21 protein-coding genes are annotated in these 20,735 nt (G+C 38.5%); 15 read left to right on the top strand and 6 right to left on the bottom strand.

Annotation, left to right across the window (positions count from 1 at the left end; translation table 11 throughout):
- The first annotated feature begins 14 nt into the window (after window positions 1-14).
- The 3 genes from QUE09_RS12120 to QUE09_RS12110 are packed head-to-tail and all read left to right on the top strand — an operon-like array spanning window position 15 to window position 4,550.
- Entirely contained in the window at window positions 15-1,313 is a 1,299-nt protein-coding gene (locus QUE09_RS12120; protein ID WP_286233021.1) for an efflux RND transporter periplasmic adaptor subunit, read from the top strand.
- Between the two features lie 33 nt (window positions 1,314-1,346).
- Window positions 1,347-2,030 carry an ABC transporter ATP-binding protein gene (locus tag QUE09_RS12115; RefSeq protein ID WP_286233020.1) on the top strand — a complete coding sequence of 228 codons (684 nt, stop codon included), beginning with the start codon at window positions 1,347-1,349 and terminating at the stop codon, window positions 2,028-2,030.
- 12 nt (window positions 2,031-2,042) lie between these two features.
- On the top strand, window positions 2,043-4,550 hold the full coding sequence (locus QUE09_RS12110) for an ABC transporter permease (RefSeq protein ID WP_286233019.1): 2,508 nt from the start codon (window positions 2,043-2,045) through the stop codon (window positions 4,548-4,550).
- Window positions 4,551-4,607: 57 nt separating this feature from the next.
- Here QUE09_RS12110 and QUE09_RS12105 read toward each other — a convergent pair whose 3' ends face one another.
- The 3 genes from QUE09_RS12105 to mfd form a co-directional block, all read right to left on the bottom strand.
- Window positions 4,608-4,898 (bottom strand): DUF1244 domain-containing protein, encoded by a 291-nt coding sequence (locus tag QUE09_RS12105; RefSeq protein ID WP_286233018.1) that lies wholly within the window; start codon window positions 4,896-4,898, stop codon window positions 4,608-4,610.
- Window positions 4,899-4,917: 19 nt separating this feature from the next.
- Window positions 4,918-6,480, bottom strand: a complete 1,563-nt coding sequence (locus QUE09_RS12100) for a CsiV family protein (RefSeq protein ID WP_286233017.1) — start codon at window positions 6,478-6,480, stop codon at window positions 4,918-4,920.
- 72 nt (window positions 6,481-6,552) lie between these two features.
- Window positions 6,553-10,062 (bottom strand): transcription-repair coupling factor, encoded by a 3,510-nt coding sequence (gene mfd / locus QUE09_RS12095; protein ID WP_286233016.1) that lies wholly within the window; start codon window positions 10,060-10,062, stop codon window positions 6,553-6,555.
- A 143-nt stretch (window positions 10,063-10,205) separates the two neighbouring features.
- On the opposite strand from mfd, the gene QUE09_RS12090 reads away from it, so the two are divergent.
- The 12 genes from QUE09_RS12090 to QUE09_RS12035 all read left to right on the top strand — a co-directional run bounded on the left by QUE09_RS12090 (window position 10,206) and on the right by QUE09_RS12035 (window position 19,405).
- Window positions 10,206-10,850, top strand: a complete 645-nt coding sequence (locus QUE09_RS12090; protein ID WP_286233015.1) for a YehS family protein — start codon at window positions 10,206-10,208, stop codon at window positions 10,848-10,850.
- 3 nt (window positions 10,851-10,853) lie between these two features.
- Window positions 10,854-11,810, top strand: a complete 957-nt coding sequence (locus QUE09_RS12085) for a 2-hydroxyacid dehydrogenase (RefSeq protein WP_286233014.1) — start codon at window positions 10,854-10,856, stop codon at window positions 11,808-11,810.
- Window positions 11,811-11,894: 84 nt separating this feature from the next.
- On the top strand, window positions 11,895-12,263 hold the full coding sequence (locus QUE09_RS12080; protein ID WP_286233013.1) for a putative zinc-binding protein: 369 nt from the start codon (window positions 11,895-11,897) through the stop codon (window positions 12,261-12,263).
- A 61-nt stretch (window positions 12,264-12,324) separates the two neighbouring features.
- The gene (locus tag QUE09_RS12075) at window positions 12,325-12,669 is read left to right on the top strand and encodes a hypothetical protein (protein ID WP_286233012.1); all 345 of its coding nucleotides are present in this window, start codon (window positions 12,325-12,327) and stop codon (window positions 12,667-12,669) included.
- Entirely contained in the window at window positions 12,666-12,962 is a 297-nt protein-coding gene (locus QUE09_RS12070; RefSeq protein WP_286233011.1) for a DUF3465 domain-containing protein, read from the top strand. The genes QUE09_RS12075 and QUE09_RS12070 overlap by 4 nt, the downstream gene beginning before the upstream one ends.
- 283 nt (window positions 12,963-13,245) lie before the next feature.
- The gene (locus tag QUE09_RS12065; RefSeq protein WP_286233010.1) at window positions 13,246-13,674 is read left to right on the top strand and encodes an acyl-CoA thioesterase; all 429 of its coding nucleotides are present in this window, start codon (window positions 13,246-13,248) and stop codon (window positions 13,672-13,674) included.
- Between the two features lie 103 nt (window positions 13,675-13,777).
- Window positions 13,778-15,499: a bifunctional ornithine lipid synthase OlsF gene (gene olsF, locus QUE09_RS12060; protein WP_286233009.1), complete on the top strand. Its 1,722-nt coding sequence runs from the start codon at window positions 13,778-13,780 to the stop codon at window positions 15,497-15,499.
- Between the two features lie 64 nt (window positions 15,500-15,563).
- Window positions 15,564-16,079 carry a phosphatase PAP2 family protein gene (locus tag QUE09_RS12055; protein ID WP_286233008.1) on the top strand — a complete coding sequence of 172 codons (516 nt, stop codon included), beginning with the start codon at window positions 15,564-15,566 and terminating at the stop codon, window positions 16,077-16,079.
- Window positions 16,079-17,110, top strand: a complete 1,032-nt coding sequence (locus QUE09_RS12050) for a glycosyltransferase family protein (protein ID WP_286233007.1) — start codon at window positions 16,079-16,081, stop codon at window positions 17,108-17,110. Before QUE09_RS12055 ends, QUE09_RS12050 begins: the two co-directional genes overlap by 1 nt.
- 191 nt (window positions 17,111-17,301) lie before the next feature.
- Complete coding sequence (locus QUE09_RS12045; protein ID WP_286233006.1) at window positions 17,302-17,661, top strand: GntR family transcriptional regulator; 360 nt, start codon at window positions 17,302-17,304, stop codon at window positions 17,659-17,661.
- Entirely contained in the window at window positions 17,658-18,515 is an 858-nt protein-coding gene (locus QUE09_RS12040; protein ID WP_286233005.1) for an ABC transporter ATP-binding protein, read from the top strand. The genes QUE09_RS12045 and QUE09_RS12040 overlap by 4 nt, the downstream gene beginning before the upstream one ends.
- Window positions 18,515-19,405 carry a hypothetical protein gene (locus tag QUE09_RS12035; protein ID WP_286233004.1) on the top strand — a complete coding sequence of 297 codons (891 nt, stop codon included), beginning with the start codon at window positions 18,515-18,517 and terminating at the stop codon, window positions 19,403-19,405. The genes QUE09_RS12040 and QUE09_RS12035 overlap by 1 nt, the downstream gene beginning before the upstream one ends.
- A gap of 117 nt (window positions 19,406-19,522) precedes the next feature.
- Here QUE09_RS12035 and QUE09_RS12030 read toward each other — a convergent pair whose 3' ends face one another.
- From QUE09_RS12030 to QUE09_RS12020, 3 genes are all read right to left on the bottom strand, one after another.
- Window positions 19,523-19,813 carry a hypothetical protein gene (locus QUE09_RS12030; protein WP_286233003.1) on the bottom strand — a complete coding sequence of 97 codons (291 nt, stop codon included), beginning with the start codon at window positions 19,811-19,813 and terminating at the stop codon, window positions 19,523-19,525.
- Between the two features lie 466 nt (window positions 19,814-20,279).
- The gene (locus QUE09_RS12025; protein ID WP_286233002.1) at window positions 20,280-20,465 is read right to left on the bottom strand and encodes a hypothetical protein; all 186 of its coding nucleotides are present in this window, start codon (window positions 20,463-20,465) and stop codon (window positions 20,280-20,282) included.
- A gap of 17 nt (window positions 20,466-20,482) precedes the next feature.
- Entirely contained in the window at window positions 20,483-20,725 is a 243-nt protein-coding gene (locus QUE09_RS12020) for a hypothetical protein (protein ID WP_286233001.1), read from the bottom strand.
- Between the last annotated feature and the right edge of the window lie 10 nt (window positions 20,726-20,735).

Here is a 20,735-nt window from a genome sequence, read left to right as displayed (position 1 = left end):
TAATATGAATCGATATGACTAACGCTGAAAAGCTTAAAGAAAAAACACCACTATCACCCGTTACAGGGGCTGGAATGGATAGAAAAATTGAACGTTCTTCAACATTATTATCCAAAGTTGTCATTGTCAGCATTGCGATAACAGTACTCGCGTTGATTGTTTTCGCGGTGCGTGAAAAATTCACCGGTAACGCTTTATCTGTCAATGCTAATCGAGTGGTAATTTCATCTGTAACAGAAGGAATATTTGAGGATTTTATACCCGTAAGAGGGCGCGTGGCACCAGCAAAAACGGTATTTTTGGATGCAATTGAAGGTGGAAGAGTTGAACGTATACTCGTGGAAGATGGTGTGATGTTAAATGCTGGAGACCTTATCGTCGAGTTATCAAATGCTTCTTTACAGTTAAACGTGTTAAGTAATGAAGCAAGAGTTGCTGAACAACTTAATAATATGCGTTCAATTGAACTGAATTTGGAACAAAACCGTTTACGTCATAAAAGCAATATTGTCGATATTGAATATCAAATCAAATTGCTTACCCGTCAACTTATTCGCGAGCAAGAGCTTGTTGCGACAGGCGCTATTTCTCAATCTAAATTCGACGATACCCAAGATACACTGGCCTGGTATAAAAGTCGCTTGTCTTTATCGTTAGAAAGCCAAGCATCTGATACGAGAATGCAAGAAGCACAGCTTAGTTTTTTAAAAGACACCTCAACGCGGTTAGAAAGTAACTTAGCCATTTCACGACAAAACCTTGAAAACATGAATGTTAGAGCACCTGTAGACGGTAAGTTGTCGGGTTTTAATGTCGAAGTAGGGCAAAGTATTGGCAGAGGAGAGCGCTTAGGTCAAATTGATACACCAAATAACTTTAAGCTTACCGCCTTTATTGATGAGTTTTACTTAGCACGGGTAGATCTCGGTCAATTAGCAACGTATCAAGGATATCAACTTAAAATCAGCAAAATATATCCGCAAGTGCAGAATGGTCAGTTTGAAGTTGACTTTACCTTCATTAATGAACAGCCAAAAGATATTCGACGTGGTCAAACGGTACAGATGAAGTTAACGCTCGGTGATGAAAGTAAAGCACGTCTGATACCGTCAGGTGCTTTTTATCAAGATACAGGTGGCCGATGGGTTTTTGTTGTTACCGAAGATGGTCGTACAGCGGTTAAGCGTCAAGTGCGACTCGGTCGAAAGAACAATCAATTTATTGAAGTGTTAGAAGGCTTAGTGGTTGGTGAACGCGTCATTACCAGTCCATACACTAGCTATCAAGACATGGATAAGTTAACGCTCAATTAATAGCAATACATAATAATTATTAAGGAATTTTACATGCTTAAATTACATGATCTATCACGTGTTTTTCACACAAAAGACATTGAAACTTCAGCCTTGAATAAGGTCAATATTGAAATAGCGGCTGGTGAGTTTGTCGCTATTATGGGACCCTCAGGGTGTGGTAAGTCAACATTGTTAAACACCATTGGCATGTTGGATAGCCCGACCTCTGGTCACTATTGGTTTAATGACGAAGATGTTTCAAATTATACAGAAGGGCAACTTGCTAATATTCGGAAGAAAAACATTGGTTTTATTTTTCAGAATTTTAATTTGATTGATGAACTGACCGTTGCCGAAAACATCGAATTAGCCTTGCTTTATCATAATATTCCCAAAGCTGAACGCGATAAACGTGTCGCTGCAGTCATGGATAAGGTAGGTATTGCCCATCGAGCAAACCATATGCCTAGCCAATTATCGGGTGGTCAACAGCAACGTGTAGCAGTAGCTAGAGCTGTTGTTGGCGATCAAAAAATGATTTTAGCAGATGAACCTACAGGTAATTTGGATAGTGCGCATGGTCAAGAAGTGATGGAGATGCTTCAGTCTCTTAATGATGAGGGCACAACGATCATTATGGTGACACATAGTCCAAGTCATGCTGATTACGCAAAAAGAACAATTAACTTATTTGACGGTCATGTCGTTACCGAAAGCATGCGTGCAGTATCATAAAGGGGAACGGTAATGTTTAAGAACTACTTAATAACTGCTTGGCGAAATATTCTGAAAAACGGCGTATTTTCGGTCATTAATATTTTTGGTTTAACACTCGCGTTAATGAGCTGCATTTTAATTATGCTCTTTGTTCGAGAGGAATCGGGCTATGATCAATGGTTAACGGATCATGACCGCATTGTAAGAATGCATACTGCGTATACTATGCCTAATCAGCCACCATTTCTCACTGTTCGTTCTGCGGGGAGAATGATGGAAGCCATTCGTGACTTCGCACAAAACGAAATAGAGACTGGCACCCGTATTATTCAATATGGTACGACAATTCAGCATCAAGGAAATGGTTTTTCAGAACAAGCAAGCATGGTTGATGCGAGCTTCTTTGATGTATTTGACTTACCGTTTATACATGGTGATATCTCAAATGCATTTGCTAAACCGATGGATTTAGTCATTACCGAAGAAATGGCACAAAAATATTTTGGTAAAACGGATGTTGTCGGTGAAACGTTAACCTTTTGTTGTTTAGATTCACAAACAATCACACTAAAGGTAACAGGTGTGATTCAATCACTTCCAGAGGCAAGTCATTTAGATATTAACTTTTTGGTGTATTTAAACCCTGCTTTGTTTGGCGAAAATGACAATACACTTAATACTTGGACGAGTTTAAATGTTTACACGTACTTTAAGTTAAATAAAGGTGTGCCCCCTAGTCAGCTTCGAGAGCGGATTTACTACTGGCTGAACAATGAAAGTCCATTTGTCGATTTATTAAAGCAGTTCTTAGGTGAAAAAGCCGAAGGCAAAAAAGTGACTGAATTTACAAATTTAAATGTAATGCCTGTGGCTGATCTTCATTTAGAGGCAAAGAAAGACGCAGGTAATTTAGGTGATATGACGCCAATGGGTGACAAAACGATGATACAGACGTTTTCTTTGGTTGCGTTTCTTGTGTTAGTTATTGCCTGTATTAACTTCATGAATTTAGCAACGGCTAAAGCGAGTAAACGTGCTAAAGAAGTGGCAATGAGAAAAGTATTAGGTGCGTCAAGAAAGCAAGTAGCGATGCAATTTTTAAGTGAAGCTATTGCGATTGTTTTTATTGCACTAATTTTAGCGATAGCTTTTGCTGAGCTCGTTTTACCTATATACAACGATATTATTGGCAAACAACTGCACTTAGCGTTATTTAACGATCCTACACTCTTTGCGGCACTTATAATGGTGGCATTAATTGTTGGTATTGGGGCAGGTATTTATCCGGCACTGTACCTGTCAAAATTCTTACCAGGCCATATTCTTCAAGCGAGCAAAAGTTCCGAGTCAGCAAAGTCGAGTAAATTTCGCAATATTTTAGTTGTCGGGCAGTTTTCAGCATCAATTATTCTTGTTATTGCGACACTTGTGGTTTACGGGCAAACCCTTTATACCAACGCGGTAGATGTGGGATACCGTTATCACGATAAACTGGTGTTAAATGTTCGCGCTGCAGGTGACCAAGTTGACGCATTAAAGCAAGAGTTATTGCGTTTGCCAGAGGTCAAAGCTGTAGCATTGTCGTCAGAATCACCTACACAAGATAATGAAAATAATAGACAATTTACGCTTGTCGACGTGAATGAAATGGGGCAGAAAGTTGAACCGTTATTTTTTAATTACCATCACATGGATGAAGATTTTTTCCCAAGTTACGGTGTGAAGCCTATCGCCGGACGTTTGTTTGATAAAACTTATGGTACTGATGAAGTTAAACCTATAGAAACCGGCAGTGAAGAGCGAGGACGTGCAAGTGTTATTATTAATCAAACGGCACTTGGAAAGCTTGGGTTTACTAAAGCTGAAAATGCTATTGGTAAAACGTTAGCGACACAAAGTCATGATTTAACCATTATTGGTGTGATCCCTGATATACATTTTCGCTCTATTAAATTTGGTATTCGGGCCAGTGTTTATATGTTAAACCCTCGTCGATTTAGCGTGGCAAATATTACCTTTGATACTAATGATACCGCCGCGTTAATGCAGGATGTCGAACAAATTTGGAAGAAGCACGTTTCGATGCAACCGATCAACTCTGAGTTTCTGTCTGAAATGATGCTGGCACAATATCAAGATGAAATAACCACTGCCCAGTTGTTTCTAGTATTTTCAATTTTGGCAATTATCGTTGCTTGTTTAGGATTATATGGCCTGTCTGCTTTTACCGTAGAGCGTAAAACGAAAGAAATCGGTATTCGTAAAGTGATGGGGGCGAGTATGATGGATATAATTAAACTATTGGTTTGGCAGTTTTCAAAACCGGTTTTACTAGCAAACCTAGTTGCTTGGCCAATTGCACTATATTTTATGCTTGATTGGTTGCAAACCTTTCCATATCGCATTGATTATTGGTGGTTATTACCTATATGCATTATGGTCGGTGTTATTTCGCTGCTTATTGCCTGGGGCACTGTCGCCGGTAACGCTGCTAAGGTAGCTCGTCGAAACCCTGTTCATGCACTGCGCTATGAATAACGCGTAATCATAGCTTGTTAAATGAAAAACCACCTGATTAAGGTGGTTTTTTAGTGCTTACTTTTTGGTTTGCAATTTATTAAAGATTGCCAGTTGTTCTTCTGTTGCTGGCAGTTGATACTTCTCTTTCCATTCTTGATAAGGCATGCCATAAACTTGCTCTCTGGCGTCTTCAATATCAATGTGTGTACCGAGTTTTTCCGCTTCAGCAACGGTCCATTTAGCGAAACAATTTCGGCAGAATCCAGCTAGATTCATCAGCTCAATGTTTTGCACGTCTTTTCTATTGTCTAAATGGCGTAAAAGTCGGCGAAATACCGCCGCTTGAATTTCAATTTCCTTTTCCATGCTCTTAAATCTCAATGGGTTAGTTTGCTAAAAGTTCAGGTTTAGGGCGATCGTGACGACGAATTTGGACGATCATGCCCATATATGGGTGGTCAAAGTAATGTATTTCTTTGCTGATTAAACGGCGCTTCTGTTCAAGTCTTATTGGCATTAACTCCCAACTAGCACCTGGTGTCAGCGCTAAGCTTGCTTGTTCGGCTAATGTTAAATTTATAATAGACAAGTCAGCTTTAACGTTTAAATAGTTACCGATTAAATAAACATTAAGAAAACCATCAAGATACCATGGTTGCAGAGGTGGCTGAGGAGCTTGGTCAATACTCAACTGCTCACCATATATTAATGGCTCTGCTGGTTTGTTGAGTTGTGTTGGCGTTTGGTTATTATCAAAGTTCGCTAATGTGGAAAGTATTTGCTGTTTTCGCAATGCCTTTGCTTGTTGTTTTTGCATTGCTGGCGTTTGTTCATTCGCATTTAGCGCCGAACCAAGTACAGATTGAAGTTGTTGTTCAGCATCAAGTTCTGCTTGTTTTTCTTGTTGATATTGAATTAAAGCCTGCTGATAGTGCAGTTGTAGATTTTCACCGGCGTATAAACGCATCGGAATTGCTTTATGCTGTTCAAAAACCTGTTGACGCCAACCAATATGTAATAACGGCTTAAAATCACGACTTCTTTTTAACTGTGTAACAATATCATCAAGGGCTAACGATTCATTGCTGATCAGATAGGGAGCTTGTGAATATAAATTTTCACGGCCATCAATTTTCGTTGGAATAGCGTCAACAGCAAAGCTTGCATAACTATAAAGTGCGCTAGGAAGTGATAATGCATCAAATTGCGTTGACGTTAATGCGCAAAGCGGGTCACTTAATATGTCATCGATATGAAAGTCTGTATCTGCATACTTGTTAGTGTGCTCTGCAACATTTTTAAGTAATTCCCGACCTTCATCGGAAAGTATCTGTTGGCGTATTGTACTTTTGTGCTCGACGGTTTCAGGTTGAGGTGATTGTTCAACGCTTAATGGCTTTTCAGCTTCATTTGAGTTTAACGTTGCGCCTTCTTTAATCGTTTTAACACGGTCGAAAAAGTCATCAACCACTTGTTCTTCTTGGGGACTTTTTGCTTGCTGTGATTCTTGTCCAGTTAATTGGTCATCAGCTATCGTCGTTTCGTTGTCAATGGCTTGTTGTGCCAACTCTGCTTTAGTAAGTGAACTAAAGTGACTTGCTACAGCGTTGACGAACGTTGTTGATAATGCCGTGACTTGTGGCACCTTTACTGTTTGAAAACGTGTTATATCAGTTAACTTTGGGGTTGTGACGTAGCATTGAGGTAATAAACGTTTTAGATCACTGACATCTGGCGCGAGATACTCACTAAGTAAATCACGCGATTGCTTGTATGTGGGTAATGCCGGTTGATTTGCAAACACTTCTTTAAGCACTGATTTATCTGCAATGTTTGACATTAAGATGACTTCTATCTCAAACCAATCACCAGACCATCGGCTTGACGCCGCCATACTGCTCGCCATGAAGAAGCTTGATAGAAGTGCTAAACCTTGTTTAAATTTCATCTAAGTACCAACAAGTTAGTGCATTTTGCTTAGTCGTTTTATCTATCATCATACCTTGAATTGTCATCAGTGTTAATTGAGTTTTTTAGACAAGTCAGTAAGGATGGAGGAGATTAAGGTAAAGCGTGACTGTGCATCTTCTGTTGCACGTGCAAATTTTAGCTTATTGGCACCATCCATTTTAAAAACACTTGGTTGTTGCTGAATTAAGCCAATTATAAACATTGGATCAACATTCGTGTTATCGGTGAATTCAATAGAACCTCCAGCTGGACCTGCATCGATACGGGCGATACCAATTTTTTGAGCTTTAATTCTTAATTTGGCAATATGAATAAGGTTTTTTGTCGCTTGAGGCAGTAAACCAAAACGATCGATTAATTCTACCTGAACGTCATCTAGTGCTGACTTAGTTTTGCAACTTGCAATGCGCTTATACAAACTTAATCGCAAACTCACATCAAAGATATAGTCATCAGGTAATAATGCGGGTACCCTTAAATCGATTTCTGTTTGAGAAGAAAGTACTTGATCAAGTGATGGTTGCTTACCTTCTTTTAACGACGCGACTGCTTGATCTAGCATTTCCATATAAAGGCTAAACCCTACTTGGCTCATGGAGCCACTTTGATCTTCACCCAGTAATTCGCCTGCACCACGAATTTCTAAATCGTGTGTTGCTAACGTAAAACCTGCACCTAAATCTTCTAAAGAAGCGATAGCGTCAAGACGCTTTTTCGCATCTTTTGTCATTAATTTTGCATTTGGCGTAAGTAAATACGCATACGCTTGATGGTGAGAACGACCTACACGGCCACGTAATTGATGTAGTTGCGCTAAACCGAGATGGTCGGCTCGATCTATTACGATAGTATTAGCACTTGGAACATCAATACCTGTTTCGATAATTGTGGTACACACAAGTACATTATATCTTTGATGGTAAAAGTCGCTCATGATTCGCTCAAGATCACGTTCACGCATTTGACCATGCGCAACGATAACTTTCGCTTCTGGTAATAACGTTTCTAACTCGGCTGCAGTTTTTTCTATGGTATCAATATTATTATGTAGGAAGTAGACTTGACCGCCACGTAATATTTCACGAAGCACAGACTCTCTAATCAAGGATTCATCACGTTGTCGTACAAACGTTTTAACTGCCAATCGCTTTGCTGGCGGTGTTGCAATAATGGATAAGTCGCGCATGCCCCCCATAGCCATGTTCAATGTACGAGGAATTGGTGTTGCTGTTAACGTTAAAATATCAACATTTGCACGTAACTGTTTTATTTTTTCCTTTTGTTTAACGCCAAATCTATGTTCTTCATCAACGATGAGAAGCCCTAATGCGCGATATTTGATGCTATTTTGCAACAATTTATGCGTGCCAATAAGAATATCAACTTGGCCAGACTCAACACGTTCTATCACCTGACTTTGTTCTTTGGCTGATTTAAAACGAGACAACACTTCAATGGAGACTGGCCAATTAGCAAATCTATCTTTAAAATTTTCGTAGTGTTGTTGTGCCAATAAGGTTGTGGGCACTAGCATTGCGACTTGCTTACTATCATTAACGGCGATAAAAGCTGCACGCATAGCCACCTCGGTTTTACCGAAACCAACATCACCACAAACGAGCCTGTCCATGGTTTTTTCAGATAACATGTCACTAACAACCGCGTTAATCGCTTGCTCTTGATCTAGCGTTTCTTCAAAGCCAAAACTATCAGCAAAAGCACGATAATCTTCTTTATTTCTGGTAAATTTATATCCAGTATTTGCGGCTCTTTTTGCATAGATATCAAGTAGCTCTGCTGCAACATCTTTTACTTTTTCTGCCGCTTTTTGTTTCGCTTTGCTCCAAGTGTCGTTACCCAATTTATGTAATGGAGCATGATCTTGGTCGGCACCAGAATACCTTGAAATAAGGTGAAGTGATGCAACAGGCACATAAAGTTTAGCGTCGTTTGCATAGCTTAACGTTAAAAATTCAGTTTTAATGCCACCTGTTTCTAAGGTTTGTAACCCTAAATAACGTCCGATGCCATGTTCTATGTGAACAACCGGCTGACCAATACTTAGTTCGGCTAAATTTTTAAAAATGGCATCGGCATGAACATCTTGCTGTGCTTTGCGCCTTCTAGATTGCCTAACGCGGTCGCCTAATAATTCGGTTTCAGTAATAAGGGCAATATTATTTTTTGCTGCAGTACCTTTCGATTGAAAGATAAAGCCGGCACTCAACGCATTCACTGTAATACCAATAGTCTGTGTACTATCAACAAACTCGGCAATAGAGTCGAATATCGGTGGAATGACATTGTTTCGCTTTAAAAGTTCTAAAACACTTTCCCGACGACCTTGGCTTTCCGCTACGAAGAGCACTTTACCGTGGCTAGATTTATCTTGTAAAAAGAGGTTAAGTAAATCAAACGGATCTTTTGACTGATGATTAATCGTAATGTCGGGTAAAGGCGTTACGTCGTAATGAACGATACCTCGGCTACTTGATGCTTCTTGCTCTGCAGTTGTTTGTATTGAAATGCGATCAAATGGCTTAAGCGCTACGTATAAATCCTCTTCTGATAAGAAAAGTTGATCCGGAGATAATAATGGTCGTGTTGGATCGTATTTTCTGTCTTCATATCGATAATCAATATCGTGCCAGTAGTTGGCAAGCGATTTTTCAATGTCGCCAGACATAATGACTAACGTATCTTCTGCTAGATAATCACATAAGGTATTTGTTTGGTTGAAAAATAGCGGTAGGTAATACTCGATTCCAGCTGGTAAAATACCATTACTCACTTGATGATAAATAGATTCTTTGTCTATGGTTCCAGTAAATTGCTCACGGTATTGACGCCTAAACGTATTAATACCTGATTTATCGGTTGGAAACTCATGTGCGGGCAGTAAGTCTATGCGATCGATTTGTTCTTTAGAACGCTGAGTTTCTGGATCAAAAAGACGAATTTCTTCGATTTCATCATCAAAAAAATCAAGACGAAATGGTTTATTGCTGCCCATAGGGTATAAATCGAGAATGGCTCCGCGCGCTGAAAACTCTCCGTGTTCCATCACTTGATCGACACATCGATAACCACTTGCTTCTAGCTCAATGCGCATTTGATGTAAGTCTTTTTTATCGCCTTTCTTGATCAGAAGACTATTACTCTCTAAATAAGCTTTAGGTGCTAATCGTTGAATAAAGGTTGCCGTTGGTACGATTACGATGCCATTTGACATTCTAGAAAGTTGGTAAAGTGTGGCTAAACGTTGAGAAATAATGTCTTGATGCGGTGAGAATGTATCGTAAGGCAATGTTTCCCAATCTGGAAACAAACAAATAGGTAGTGCTTTGCTTTTATTGATACTATTTAATTCTTGTTCAAACTTAAGCGCTGAAGGCGTATCGTGTGTTAATAATAATATCGGTTTATCGGCTTGTAATGCTGCGTGATAAATGGCAAGTGTTGCACTCGAACCTTGTAAGTTTTGCCAAGCCTTTTTATCGGCATTTTTACCTCGGCGATGCGGTAACGTTGGTTGAAAAAGCGTATTTGTTTTGGTCATGAAAGCTAGCTATTTATCTGGTTTATCCTTAAAAACTTGCTGATGATACCTTAGCTAGCGCTAGGCGTTAACATTTATTTCGAATTAAACTGGAAAGGCGATATAATGTTATCTTTGTCGTATTATGTATAGAGAGATACCACTTGACCAATAATGATGTTCTTCGCCGATTACGCTACACCTTTCAATTTAAAGATCAACAGGTAGTCAATGTGTTTGCTTTGGCAAATCGACAAGTAACGGTACAACAAGTTATTGCGTGGTTAAAGCCAGATGATGATGCGGAAATATTACCGTTATCAGATAGTGAACTTGCTAGTTTTCTAAATGGCTTTATTGTTGAAAAAAGAGGCCGTAGCGATAAACCAGTGCCAACGCCAGAAAAACAATTAACGAAAAATTTAATTTTAAAAAAGCTTAAAATTGCGCTAAACCTCACCAGTGACGATATCATCGCACTTTTAGCGAAAATGGACGTAACTATTGGTAATGCTGAACTTACTGCATTCTTTAGAAAGCCAGAACATAAAAATTATCGACATTGTAAATCTCAATTTTTGCGTAACTTTTTAATGGCGTTACAGTTAACTCATCGTCCTAATGTTGAAAATAAGCCAGCAAAAACGCAGTCAGAGCCACGTCATAAAACAACTAACAATGTTCAACATACTAAAGCAAAACATCAAACAGCTAAGAAACGTTATGACAACCCGAATGCAAGCCCTTATGCTACGTTCGAAAAAAAGACTGAACGAAAGGTGTTATCGATAAAAGGAAAGAATAAATAGGCTATGTCTGTATTTATTCCCTTAGTCAGTCAGTTATCAGCGAGTGAACAAGTCGCTTGGTGTACGGCGTTGAATCATGCGTTGCAACACTCAGAAGTAAATGTGAAGGTCTGTTTACCTGAGATGTTAGATGAACAACAACATCAAGAGGTTACCTGTGCTATTGTTGCAAATCCAGATCCAGCATTGTTAAAACGTTATCCAAATTTGGTTTGGGTTCATAGCTTATGGGCAGGCGTAGAACGGTTAGTTAAAGCGCTAAAAGGTCAAAAAATTAAGTTAGTGCGCTTAATCGATCCTCGCTTAGCTGACACGATGGCACAAGCTTGTGTCGCATGGAGTTACTATGTTTTACGTGATATGCATTGCTACCAACAACAACAAAATCAAGCAAGGTGGCAACAGCACCCAGTAAGGCTAACCAACGAATGCAATATAACTGTACTTGGTTTGGGTGAATTAGGGCGCACAGCAGCGTTGGCGCTAACCAATAATAATTTTAATGTGGTTGGTTGGAGTAAACATCAAAAGAATATCAATGGCGTGGATTGTTTAGCTGGGGAACCTAGCCTAAATAAAGCGCTTTGCAATGCCGATATTGTGATTTGCTTGCTACCGCTTACTACAGCAACAAAAGGATTACTTAATCAACATCGTATAAATAATATGAAAGTAGGGGCTACGTTGATTAACTTTGCCCGAAGCGCAATTATTGATGAACAAGCATTGCTTAATGCTTTAGATAATCGTCACATCGCGCATGCAATTCTCGATGTTTTTGCTCAAGAGCCTTTGCCAAAAGAGCATAGCTTTTGGCGTCATAATAACATAACGGTGTTACCACATATCTCAGCACCTACAAGTCAACAAAGTGCGAGTAAGATGGTTGCTAGTAATATTGCTAGTTACCTTTCTACCGGAGAACTTCCCGCACATGTAGATTTGGTCAAAGGTTATTAAACGCCTTTTGATCTAAGTCAAACCTTGCTATTTCGAATTTGCTACCATGTAACCCCAACCCAAAATTGTGAATGAATGTTTAACATGGAAAAACCGCTTGTATACGCGTGCAGCGGCTGCTCAAACGTCGCAAGGATAGCCCATGATATCGCGTTAAATTTAGACTGTGACGGTATTGCAAGTATGTCATGCGTTTCGGGCGTTGTTGCTGGCGACAAAAAAATAACGGAGCAGTTAAATGCTGCGAAGCAAGTCATCGCAATAGATGGCTGTAATTCTCAATGCACGAAATCGTGTTTGTCACTTGTCAATGCAAATATTGACCATTATTTTGTTATTACTGATATTGGTATTGAAAAGCGTGATATATGGCAAGATGCTCTATTAGACAACAGTAAAGCGGTCAACCATATTTATCATGCTTTAAAAGCACAAGGTTTCGTTTTTAATTAAGTGCAAAATTTCTTTCAGCGTTTTACTATAACGCATAGGATTCAAAACAACCGAATTATTGATGTTTACTGTTTTTGAGAAACTAGCAAAGCTTTTAAACCCCATTCGTCATGTGTTCATACTCGCTGCGATGCTAAGTGCTAGTACAATGGTTTATCTATTTATTTTTGCCAATATTAATACGCAAAATCGTTGGTTGGTAATAGCATTACTTTGCTTTATCTGGAGCATGTTGTTGCAATTATTACCTCCATGTTTTCAGCCTTTAGAAACAAACAATAGAAAAGGCCTATTGGCGAGTCTAAGACAAAAATTTGTACGTGTTTTTCAGATGTTATTTTCAATTATATTTATTGGCGTTTCAGTTGCTACGCTTCACTTATCAATAAAATTATTAACCTTATGACCAAAGATAGGCTTCATGGTATTGGTATCATCAGTAAAGTCTTTTCTGATGATGTAAAAGGTACTAAACATCAACGTTTTACGGTTAAAATGAAAAATGGTAAAACAGTGTTAGTCGTGCATAATATTGATATAGCACCGAGAATATTAGGTTTAAAAGTTGGCGAGCCTATTGAAATTCAAGGACAATATCAATGGAATAGCCAAGGCGGCATGGTTCACTGGACACACCATGACCCTCATGCAGAGTTTCCCACTGGCTATATAAAGTATCATGGGAAGTTCTACAGCTAATAAATTATTACCTTTTTACCGCTCTTTTACCTAGCCTTGTAGTTAACATCAAGGCTATTGAGCTGTCATATCAGTTGTTTGAAACACCAATTCGTTCATTAGTTTAGTATAAGGTTTGTCGCTGATATCATTTAGATGCTTTATCGTTATCTGTTGTGATAGGAGTGTTAATCGTTTTGTTTGGAGACTATAGAATTAATAAACCGATGTTTGTTGATAATTTACTGCGTTGTCACGTCGAGTTAGGCTATAATTAACACATTGTTTTTATAAAGGAATTAGCATGAGATTTTTATCCAGAAGGCTGGTGATGCCGGGTGATTTAAACTATGGGTTATCTTTGTTTGGTGGTCGAGCTCTACAGTGGATTGATGAAGAAGCGGCAATATATGCGATATGCCAACTCGAAACCAATTATTTAGTGACTAAACATATCGGTGAAATAACATTTGAAGCACCAGCAATGCAAGGGGACGTTGTTGAATTTGGTTTAGAAACAAAACAAGTAGGGCGTACTTCAATTACCGTAAGTTGTTTAGTCAGAAATAAAGTTACTAAAAAAACGATTTGTATGGCAGATGATATTGTTTTTGTTAAGGTTGATCCTGAAACACGTTTACCTATCGAGCACGGTAAGACGTTACAAGAGCTTGAGCAGCAAACGATTGACGAAATACGTACGTTAAATATCAATACGGATAAACAACGCTAAGTGTTGGCATAACCCGTTGCCATAAAAGCGTCATATACAAGTAACAAAGGTGTCACTTTACTTCACTATGTTAATGGTGAGACACCTTTGGAGCTTATAGAAAATGATCCGTGTTGATGATGTTGTTGAGCAAAACCTACCAAAACTACAGCAAAAACCTTGGCTAGAAAAACCCGTTAAGGCCATTTTAAAAAACCTTTTACATGAAAATAAATTTCAAGCTTTTGAAAAGCAATACCCACATGTAACAGGCTTCGACTTCGTTGAACAAGGATTATCTTATCTAGGTATTAGTTATTCTGTTCGCGACAATGAACGTGAAAATATTCCAAGTCACGGGCGTGTGGTTATTATCGCAAATCACCCTATCGGCTCAATAGACGGGTTAACGTTAATAAAATTAATTGCTGATATTCGTCGCGATGTAAAAGTAGTGGTTAACAGCATGCTGATGGCTCTAGAGCCATTGCAATCACTGTTACTGCCTGTAAACAATATGGGCGGAAAAACACCTAAAGAAAACCTACAGGCGATTCATCAGCATTTAGCTAACAATGGGGCAATTATTGTTTTTCCAGCAGGCGAAGTATCGCGCTTACGTCCAAGTGGTATAAAAGATGGTAAATGGCACAGCGGTTTTTTGCGCTTTGCTCAACAAGCAAAGTCGCCTATTGTTCCTGTTTATATCGATGCGAAAAATTCAGCCAAGTTTTATGGCGTATCAATGATGTATAAACCTGCTTCTACTTTGCTACTCGTCGATGAAATGTTCAATAAGCGCCAAGGTAATGTTGTTATGCGTATAGGACAGCAAATACCTTACGAGAGTTACCAGTCAACTGCGCTAGACATAAAAACAAAAACAACACTATTTAAACAGCACCTTTATCGGTTGAAAAAGGGACGTGCGGATTTATTTACAACACAGTCTGCCATTGCACCTCATGAAGACAGAAAAACACTGAAACACGCGATAAAAAAAGGCGAGTACTTAGGACAAACGCAAGACGGAAAATTTATTTATTTACATCGTTATCAAGAAAATGACCCAGTAATGCGTGAGATAGGTGTGTTACGAGAACAAGCATTTCGAGCTGTTGGTGAAGGTTCTAACCTTAGGCGTGATATTGATGCGTTTGATAAGTATTACCTTCAATTGGTTTTATGGGACGATGAAGAGTTAGAAATTGTTGGGGCTTACCGTTTTGCCGACACAAAAGAGGTGATATCAACGCAAGGTTTAACTGGTTTGTATAGTCACTCATTGTTTGATTTTGGTGAAGATATGACGCCTTACCTTGATCAAGGTTTGGAGCTTGGTCGTAGTTTTGTACAGCCTAAATACTGGGGAAAGCGCAGTTTAGACTATTTATGGTTTGGTATTGGAGCTTTCATAAATAAATACCCTAAATATCGCTATTTATTCGGGCCTGTCACGATAAGCAATTCGATGCCACAGGCAGCAAAAGAGCTGATGGTTTATTTTTATCGTCTTTATTTTGGTAGTGAACGTGCATTAGCAACATCTCGTTCGCCTTTTACTCTACAGCCAACAGTTATTGACGAATTGAAACAGCAATTTAATGGCCAAGACTATAAATCTGACTTTACACGATTAAAACACTTATTGGCGAATATGGGCACAGCTATCCCGACGTTATACAAACAATACAGTGAGCTTACAGAGCCTGGCGGCGTTAAGTTTTTAGACTTTGGTGTAGATGCCGACTTTGCTGACTGTATAGATGGTTTAGTATTGTTAGATATAACACAATTAAAGCCTAAAAAAAGACAACGGTACCTTGGCACAGGAACAGCTAATTAGTTGTCATAAAAGGTGTGATTTATTGTCATGTTTCGGTCATATATTGACGTTAAGGTAGAACATTATGACAGTACTTAAAGCGCTATACCAAGCAGATTTACGGGTACTACTTTGGTGTAGAAAGTCGCGCTATCACCCGCAGTTTATGCTTTTTATCCGAAGCTTATCCCGCACCGGTGACGGTTATATGCAGTGCTTATTTCCATTTGTTTATTGGCTGTATAATCCCGCTTCTGGGTATGCCTTCCTGCTGCTAACAGCGCTGACATTTGCCATTGAGCGCCCTGTCTATTTTATTTTGAAAAACGTACTAAAACGCCGCAGACCTCCCGAAGTTGTACCTGATTTTTTTTCCGTCATCCAAGCAGCAGATAAATTTAGCTTTCCATCGGGTCATACTATGGCTGCTTTTGCTTTGGCTGGCTTGGCAACAATGCACATTGGCATTGCGGCATTTCCATTATATTTATGGGCAAGTTGTATCGGCATTTCACGCATTGTATTAGGTGTCCATTTTCCATCCGATACTATTGCTGGGGCTTTATTGGGTAGTTTGATTGTATTGGGAGTAGTGCTTTAATGAAGATTCTTTATGGTATACAAGCCACCGGCAATGGTCATATTTCGCGGTCACGTGTAATGGCAAAGTATTTTAAAGAACGAAATATAGACGTTACCTATCTACTATCAGGTCGGGAGAAAGACCAGTTATTTGATATGGAAATCTTTGGTGATTTTCTTTATAGAGAAGGTTTAACCTTTATTACACGTGAAGGTAAAATAGATAATTGGCAAACAGTAAAGCGTAATAATGTATTTCGTTTTGTCTATGACGTAATGAGCCTGGATGTGAAGCAATACGATTTAGTGATCACTGATTTTGAACCAGTAACGGCGTGGGCAGCTAAACTTGCAGGTGTAAATTCGTTGGCAATTGGTCATCAATATGCGTTTGGCGAACATACACCAGTAGCTGGCAGTAACATGTTTGCTACTTCTCTTTTGAAGTATTTTGCGCCTGCAAAGCGTTCTTTAGGTTTACATTGGTCACGCTATAATAATAATGTACTTCCGCCCATTATCGACGTTAACTTAGAGCGGACCATGGGAACAGGTACTGTGCTTGTTTATTTACCCTTTGAAGATCAGCTGTCGGTAACCCAAATGCTGAATAATATTTCAGGTCAACAATTTGTACAGTATTCACAAGACTTAGCTGACGGTGAAATAGGGAATGTAAAGCTAAGGAAAACCAGTTATTTGGGATTTAAAGAAGAGCTTAAACGAGCAAAGGCAGTTATTTGTAATAGCGGATTTGAGTTAAATAGTGAATGCATACACTTAGGTATTCCGATTCTAACTAAGCCCATTGCAGGGCAAATGGAACAAGAGTCTAACGCTCTGGCTTTGTCGCAGTTAGGTTATGGTAAAGCGGTTACATCACTGTCTAGCTGCGATATTAAAGATTGGTTAGTTAACCTGCCAGCCCAGCATTTTAATACACTACCTGACGTTGCACAACTTATCATAAGTTGGTTGATGGGAGAGACAAGTTATCAATCTATTGAGGACTTTACGGCTAACGTATGGCGGCAACAAGGTTTGTCCTAAGCCTATTATTTTAATGAGAAGTGCCTACTTATAAAACCTTTAACCCGCTGTATTTGCGGTAATTCCACACACCTCCCTTTTCTTTTGAAACATTTTTTTACAGCATTCATGTAAGTAAAGCTTGTGTAATGGTGTGCTGGTGAAGTATAACACTAGGGTGATGGTTATTCCGTAATGATGGAAACGTAAATATGACAACCCAATGGCAAGCAGATAAACCGATATACCTGCAGTTATATCAACAAGTAATAGAGAGGATCCTCGATGGATATATTCAAGAAGGCGAAGCGCTACCCTCTGTTCGTAAAGTAGCTGCTCAATACCAAGTAAACCCCATGACAATTTCAAAGGCATATCAAATGTTGCAGGATGAAAACATTGTAGAAAAACAAAGAGGTAAAGGGCTTTATGTTAAACATGGCGCCCAAGAAGTAATTCTTAAGCGAGAACGTGACATGTTTTTAACGGAGCGATGGCCAGCAATTTTAAAACAAATTAAGCGTTTGCAGTTAGCGCCTGAAAGCTTGTTAAATGGGGAGGGTTTATCATGAATGAAGTGTTGTCTCTTAAACAAGTCTCTAAATCTTACAAAGATATAAAAGTTGTCGATAATGTAAATTTATCTGTTAAACCTGGGCAAATTCTTGGCTTGGTTGGCCCTAATGGGGCAGGCAAAACAACTTGCTTACAAGCGTTGCTTGGATTGATTTCATACCAAGGTGATATCAACGTTCTAGGGTTTGAGCCAAGAAAAAACAGGGCTGAAATGTTAGAACATGTGGCTTATATTGCTGATGTTGCCGTATTGCCAAAATGGCTGACCGCTCAGCAAGCAATTACTTATATGTCTGGTGTCCATCCAAAATTTGATGCTGATAAAGCTCGTATGTTTCTTGCTAAGACGAATATTAAAGAAAGCAGTAAGATAGGTACTTTGTCTAAGGGGATGGTTACACAATTACACCTTGCACTCATTCTAGCATTAGATGTGTCTTTATTGGTGCTCGATGAACCGACATTGGGTCTAGATATACTGACTCGTCGTCAATTTTATAGCCATTTACTTGAGGATTTTTATAACGAAGAAAAGTCTATTGTTGTAACGACGCACCAAATTGAAGAGATAGAACATATTCTAACTGATGTTGCTTTTATTCAAGAGGGTAAAATTGTTCTTTCAGAAAGCGTAGAGCACATTAGGGACAGATTTAAGTTAGTTGCTGTAGCTGATGAAAATCAAAAGGCAGCAACAGCAATGGCGCCTATATGCACCAATCGATTAATGGGGATTACGACAATGCTTTTTGATCACCACTCACAAGCAGAGCTTGAGTCAGTTGGTAAAGTAACTTCACCAAGTTTAGCTGATATATTTGTTGGCGTTATGGCCAAGGAGGTTTACTAATGAACATGCTTTCCTTACAAATGAATATTCAAAAAGAACTGTGGGAATACAAGAAAATTTTTGTTTGGTTACCCACCATATTAGCAACGATAATCGTGTTAATCCCTACTTTTAATTATCTTTTGGGGGATGGTTTTCCGATCAATTGGCAATATCAACTCGATAGAATTAGTCAACAGCAAGATAATGCGTTGTTTTCAGAAATAATATTTGCCTTGATGACAGCCATATTTATTCCTTTCTTGATTGTGGCATTTATTGTGCAGCTGTATTATTTTACCGCATGTCTTTTCGATGAAAAGCGAGATCTTTCAATTGTATTCTGGCGTTCCTTACCGGTGCCTGATAGCCTAACTATTGGGGTAAAACTGCTTGTCGGTGCAATTATACTACCCGCAATATTTATGCTAGCAGCAACCGTTGTTTTACTTATATTTGCATTAGTCGCATTTATTGCCTGTATCGTGCTATCTGTTAGTCAAAATATTGATCTTTGGGGAATTTGGTTTTCAGGTGATTGGGTGATTAACTTGTTAAGTTGCTGGGGCACTTTACTACCATTGAGTTTATGGTTGTTGCCAGTCTATGCATGGTTAATGCTTATGTCTATGTTTGCCCATAAGGCACCATTTTTGTGGGCAACCTTACCTATTGCAATCATATTGATTATAGAAGCAATCATTGTTGAATATTTTAATTTAAATGTCGCTTATTTTGCCACAATGCTGGTTGATTATTTTGATTTTGCTAATGCGATATCTACTGAGTACTCATCAGCATCATCGGCGCCGATTAAAGCGATATTTAGTAAGATAAATATTGGGACACTTGTATTAAGTGCATGCTTTATATATGCCACTTATTGGCTTAGAGTAAATAGAAACCAATAACGTAAATACGACAACTCACTTCAGTAGTGGCACAATGATATGTTTCATTTGTTACTACTGAATAGCACTCCGTATTTTACACGAGTATTAATATTCATTCTCACTCAATTTGAACAACTAAAAACGACGACAGTTGGTACCGTTACCTTGACGTGAAGCACCAAGAATTCGATTTTGTTTATCAACCATGAACGTTAACGAACAATAGTTAGTGGTTTTATGAAGTGCCGTTGCACCATCGTATTCAATCACCTTATTGCCATCGTCTAGTTTCAGAAAGGTATTTGGAGTACCATACTCTTCAATAAGAGTACCGAGTGATTCTCCGTGCCAATGTGACACATCTCCATTTGACGCACATGAAGCAACGAATATCATGAAAAAACTACATACTGCTAAATTTTTCATTGAACTTCTCTTGCTAATTGCTATTGGTAATGTTGAGTATAAAGTGAACAGGTAGGACTTGTAAATTATATGTCAGGATGTTTCATAATATGAATGTTTTGAAATGTTCACAATTGTGAACAACTTTGAAAACCAATAGTAATTTTATTAAAGACTTTTAACTACTTAGTGTTTTTATCAACATAATACGATACGAAGTTATGTTGATAAAAAATTTTTAATAACGTGTTGTGTGATACAAGTAAAGTTGAGAATGAGTTAACTTATCGCGTAACATCAGCGGGTTAGTTGGTATATATTGTGTTTTTGTTACCAACCCGTTACCTGTAAAGCTATATTTCAAGGCTTAAATACCAAGCATATTCTTGCTAGCTAGTAAGGTTATGAGCGATAGTCATAATATATTAAGCTTTATAACTCGTTTTTGGTTAGCTAGCATTGCCTGCAAAAAATATATCTACACGCTCTAGTTTTCGGTTAAAAACTCACGGTAATTTTTTACCCCAAAATATCGCACTGATTTTTTAACAGTAACTTTTTTGGCGATAAGGTGATCATTGCAATAAACCTTAACAATTTGTTTATCACCGTTACTGTCGGATTCATACTGATGTGCGTCATTGAGTCTGAGATTATCAAACTCAGTTTTCATGATAAGCTTCATGGTCACTACAATTTATCGATTTCTTGACTAACTTGGTAGCCTTGATCTGTAACGATTTTTTCTAGAATTTGTACGCGCTCTTCCAAGGATGACACTTGTTTTTTCAATGAATTATTTTGCTCTTGTGTTTTGTTATTATTACTTAGCGTACGTTCTTTAAATTCTAAATGCTTTTTGTACATGTCATAGAGCACACCAAAACCCACAGAAATCAGTACAATAAGCACAACCATTGTAGTACCAGTCATGTTTGCTTCT

This window comes from Thalassotalea sediminis (assembly GCF_030295915.1).
GTDB classification, from domain to species: Bacteria; Pseudomonadota; Gammaproteobacteria; order Enterobacterales; family Alteromonadaceae; genus Thalassotalea_C; species Thalassotalea_C sediminis.
Note: the sequence above shows the minus strand (reverse complement) of the source record. Positions and strands in the feature narration are given on the sequence as shown.

Bases quoted from the DNA above. Each gene is read 5' to 3' on its own strand.
- QUE09_RS12050 (WP_286233007.1), top strand. From the start codon at position 16,079: ATGAAGATTCTTTATGGTATACAAGCCACCGGCAATGGTCATATTTCG.
- QUE09_RS12055 (WP_286233008.1), top strand. From the start codon at position 15,564: ATGACAGTACTTAAAGCGCTATACCAAGCAGATTTACGGGTACTACTT.
- QUE09_RS12115 (WP_286233020.1), top strand. From the start codon at position 1,347: ATGCTTAAATTACATGATCTATCACGTGTTTTTCACACAAAAGACATT.
- QUE09_RS12120 (WP_286233021.1), top strand. From the start codon at position 15: ATGACTAACGCTGAAAAGCTTAAAGAAAAAACACCACTATCACCCGTT.
- QUE09_RS12110 (WP_286233019.1), top strand. From the start codon at position 2,043: ATGTTTAAGAACTACTTAATAACTGCTTGGCGAAATATTCTGAAAAAC.
- QUE09_RS12020 (WP_286233001.1), bottom strand. From the start codon at position 20,725: ATGACTGGTACTACAATGGTTGTGCTTATTGTACTGATTTCTGTGGGT.
- QUE09_RS12080 (WP_286233013.1), top strand. From the start codon at position 11,895: ATGGAAAAACCGCTTGTATACGCGTGCAGCGGCTGCTCAAACGTCGCA.
- olsF (WP_286233009.1), top strand. From the start codon at position 13,778: ATGATCCGTGTTGATGATGTTGTTGAGCAAAACCTACCAAAACTACAG.
- QUE09_RS12035 (WP_286233004.1), top strand. From the start codon at position 18,515: ATGAACATGCTTTCCTTACAAATGAATATTCAAAAAGAACTGTGGGAA.
- QUE09_RS12025 (WP_286233002.1), bottom strand. From the start codon at position 20,465: ATGAAAACTGAGTTTGATAATCTCAGACTCAATGACGCACATCAGTAT.
- QUE09_RS12040 (WP_286233005.1), top strand. From the start codon at position 17,658: ATGAATGAAGTGTTGTCTCTTAAACAAGTCTCTAAATCTTACAAAGAT.
- QUE09_RS12075 (WP_286233012.1), top strand. From the start codon at position 12,325: ATGTTTACTGTTTTTGAGAAACTAGCAAAGCTTTTAAACCCCATTCGT.
- mfd (WP_286233016.1), bottom strand. From the start codon at position 10,062: ATGACCAAAACAAATACGCTTTTTCAACCAACGTTACCGCATCGCCGA.
- QUE09_RS12030 (WP_286233003.1), bottom strand. From the start codon at position 19,813: ATGAAAAATTTAGCAGTATGTAGTTTTTTCATGATATTCGTTGCTTCA.
- QUE09_RS12070 (WP_286233011.1), top strand. From the start codon at position 12,666: ATGACCAAAGATAGGCTTCATGGTATTGGTATCATCAGTAAAGTCTTT.
- QUE09_RS12065 (WP_286233010.1), top strand. From the start codon at position 13,246: ATGAGATTTTTATCCAGAAGGCTGGTGATGCCGGGTGATTTAAACTAT.
- QUE09_RS12100 (WP_286233017.1), bottom strand. From the start codon at position 6,480: ATGAAATTTAAACAAGGTTTAGCACTTCTATCAAGCTTCTTCATGGCG.
- QUE09_RS12085 (WP_286233014.1), top strand. From the start codon at position 10,854: ATGTCTGTATTTATTCCCTTAGTCAGTCAGTTATCAGCGAGTGAACAA.
- QUE09_RS12045 (WP_286233006.1), top strand. From the start codon at position 17,302: ATGACAACCCAATGGCAAGCAGATAAACCGATATACCTGCAGTTATAT.
- QUE09_RS12105 (WP_286233018.1), bottom strand. From the start codon at position 4,898: ATGGAAAAGGAAATTGAAATTCAAGCGGCGGTATTTCGCCGACTTTTA.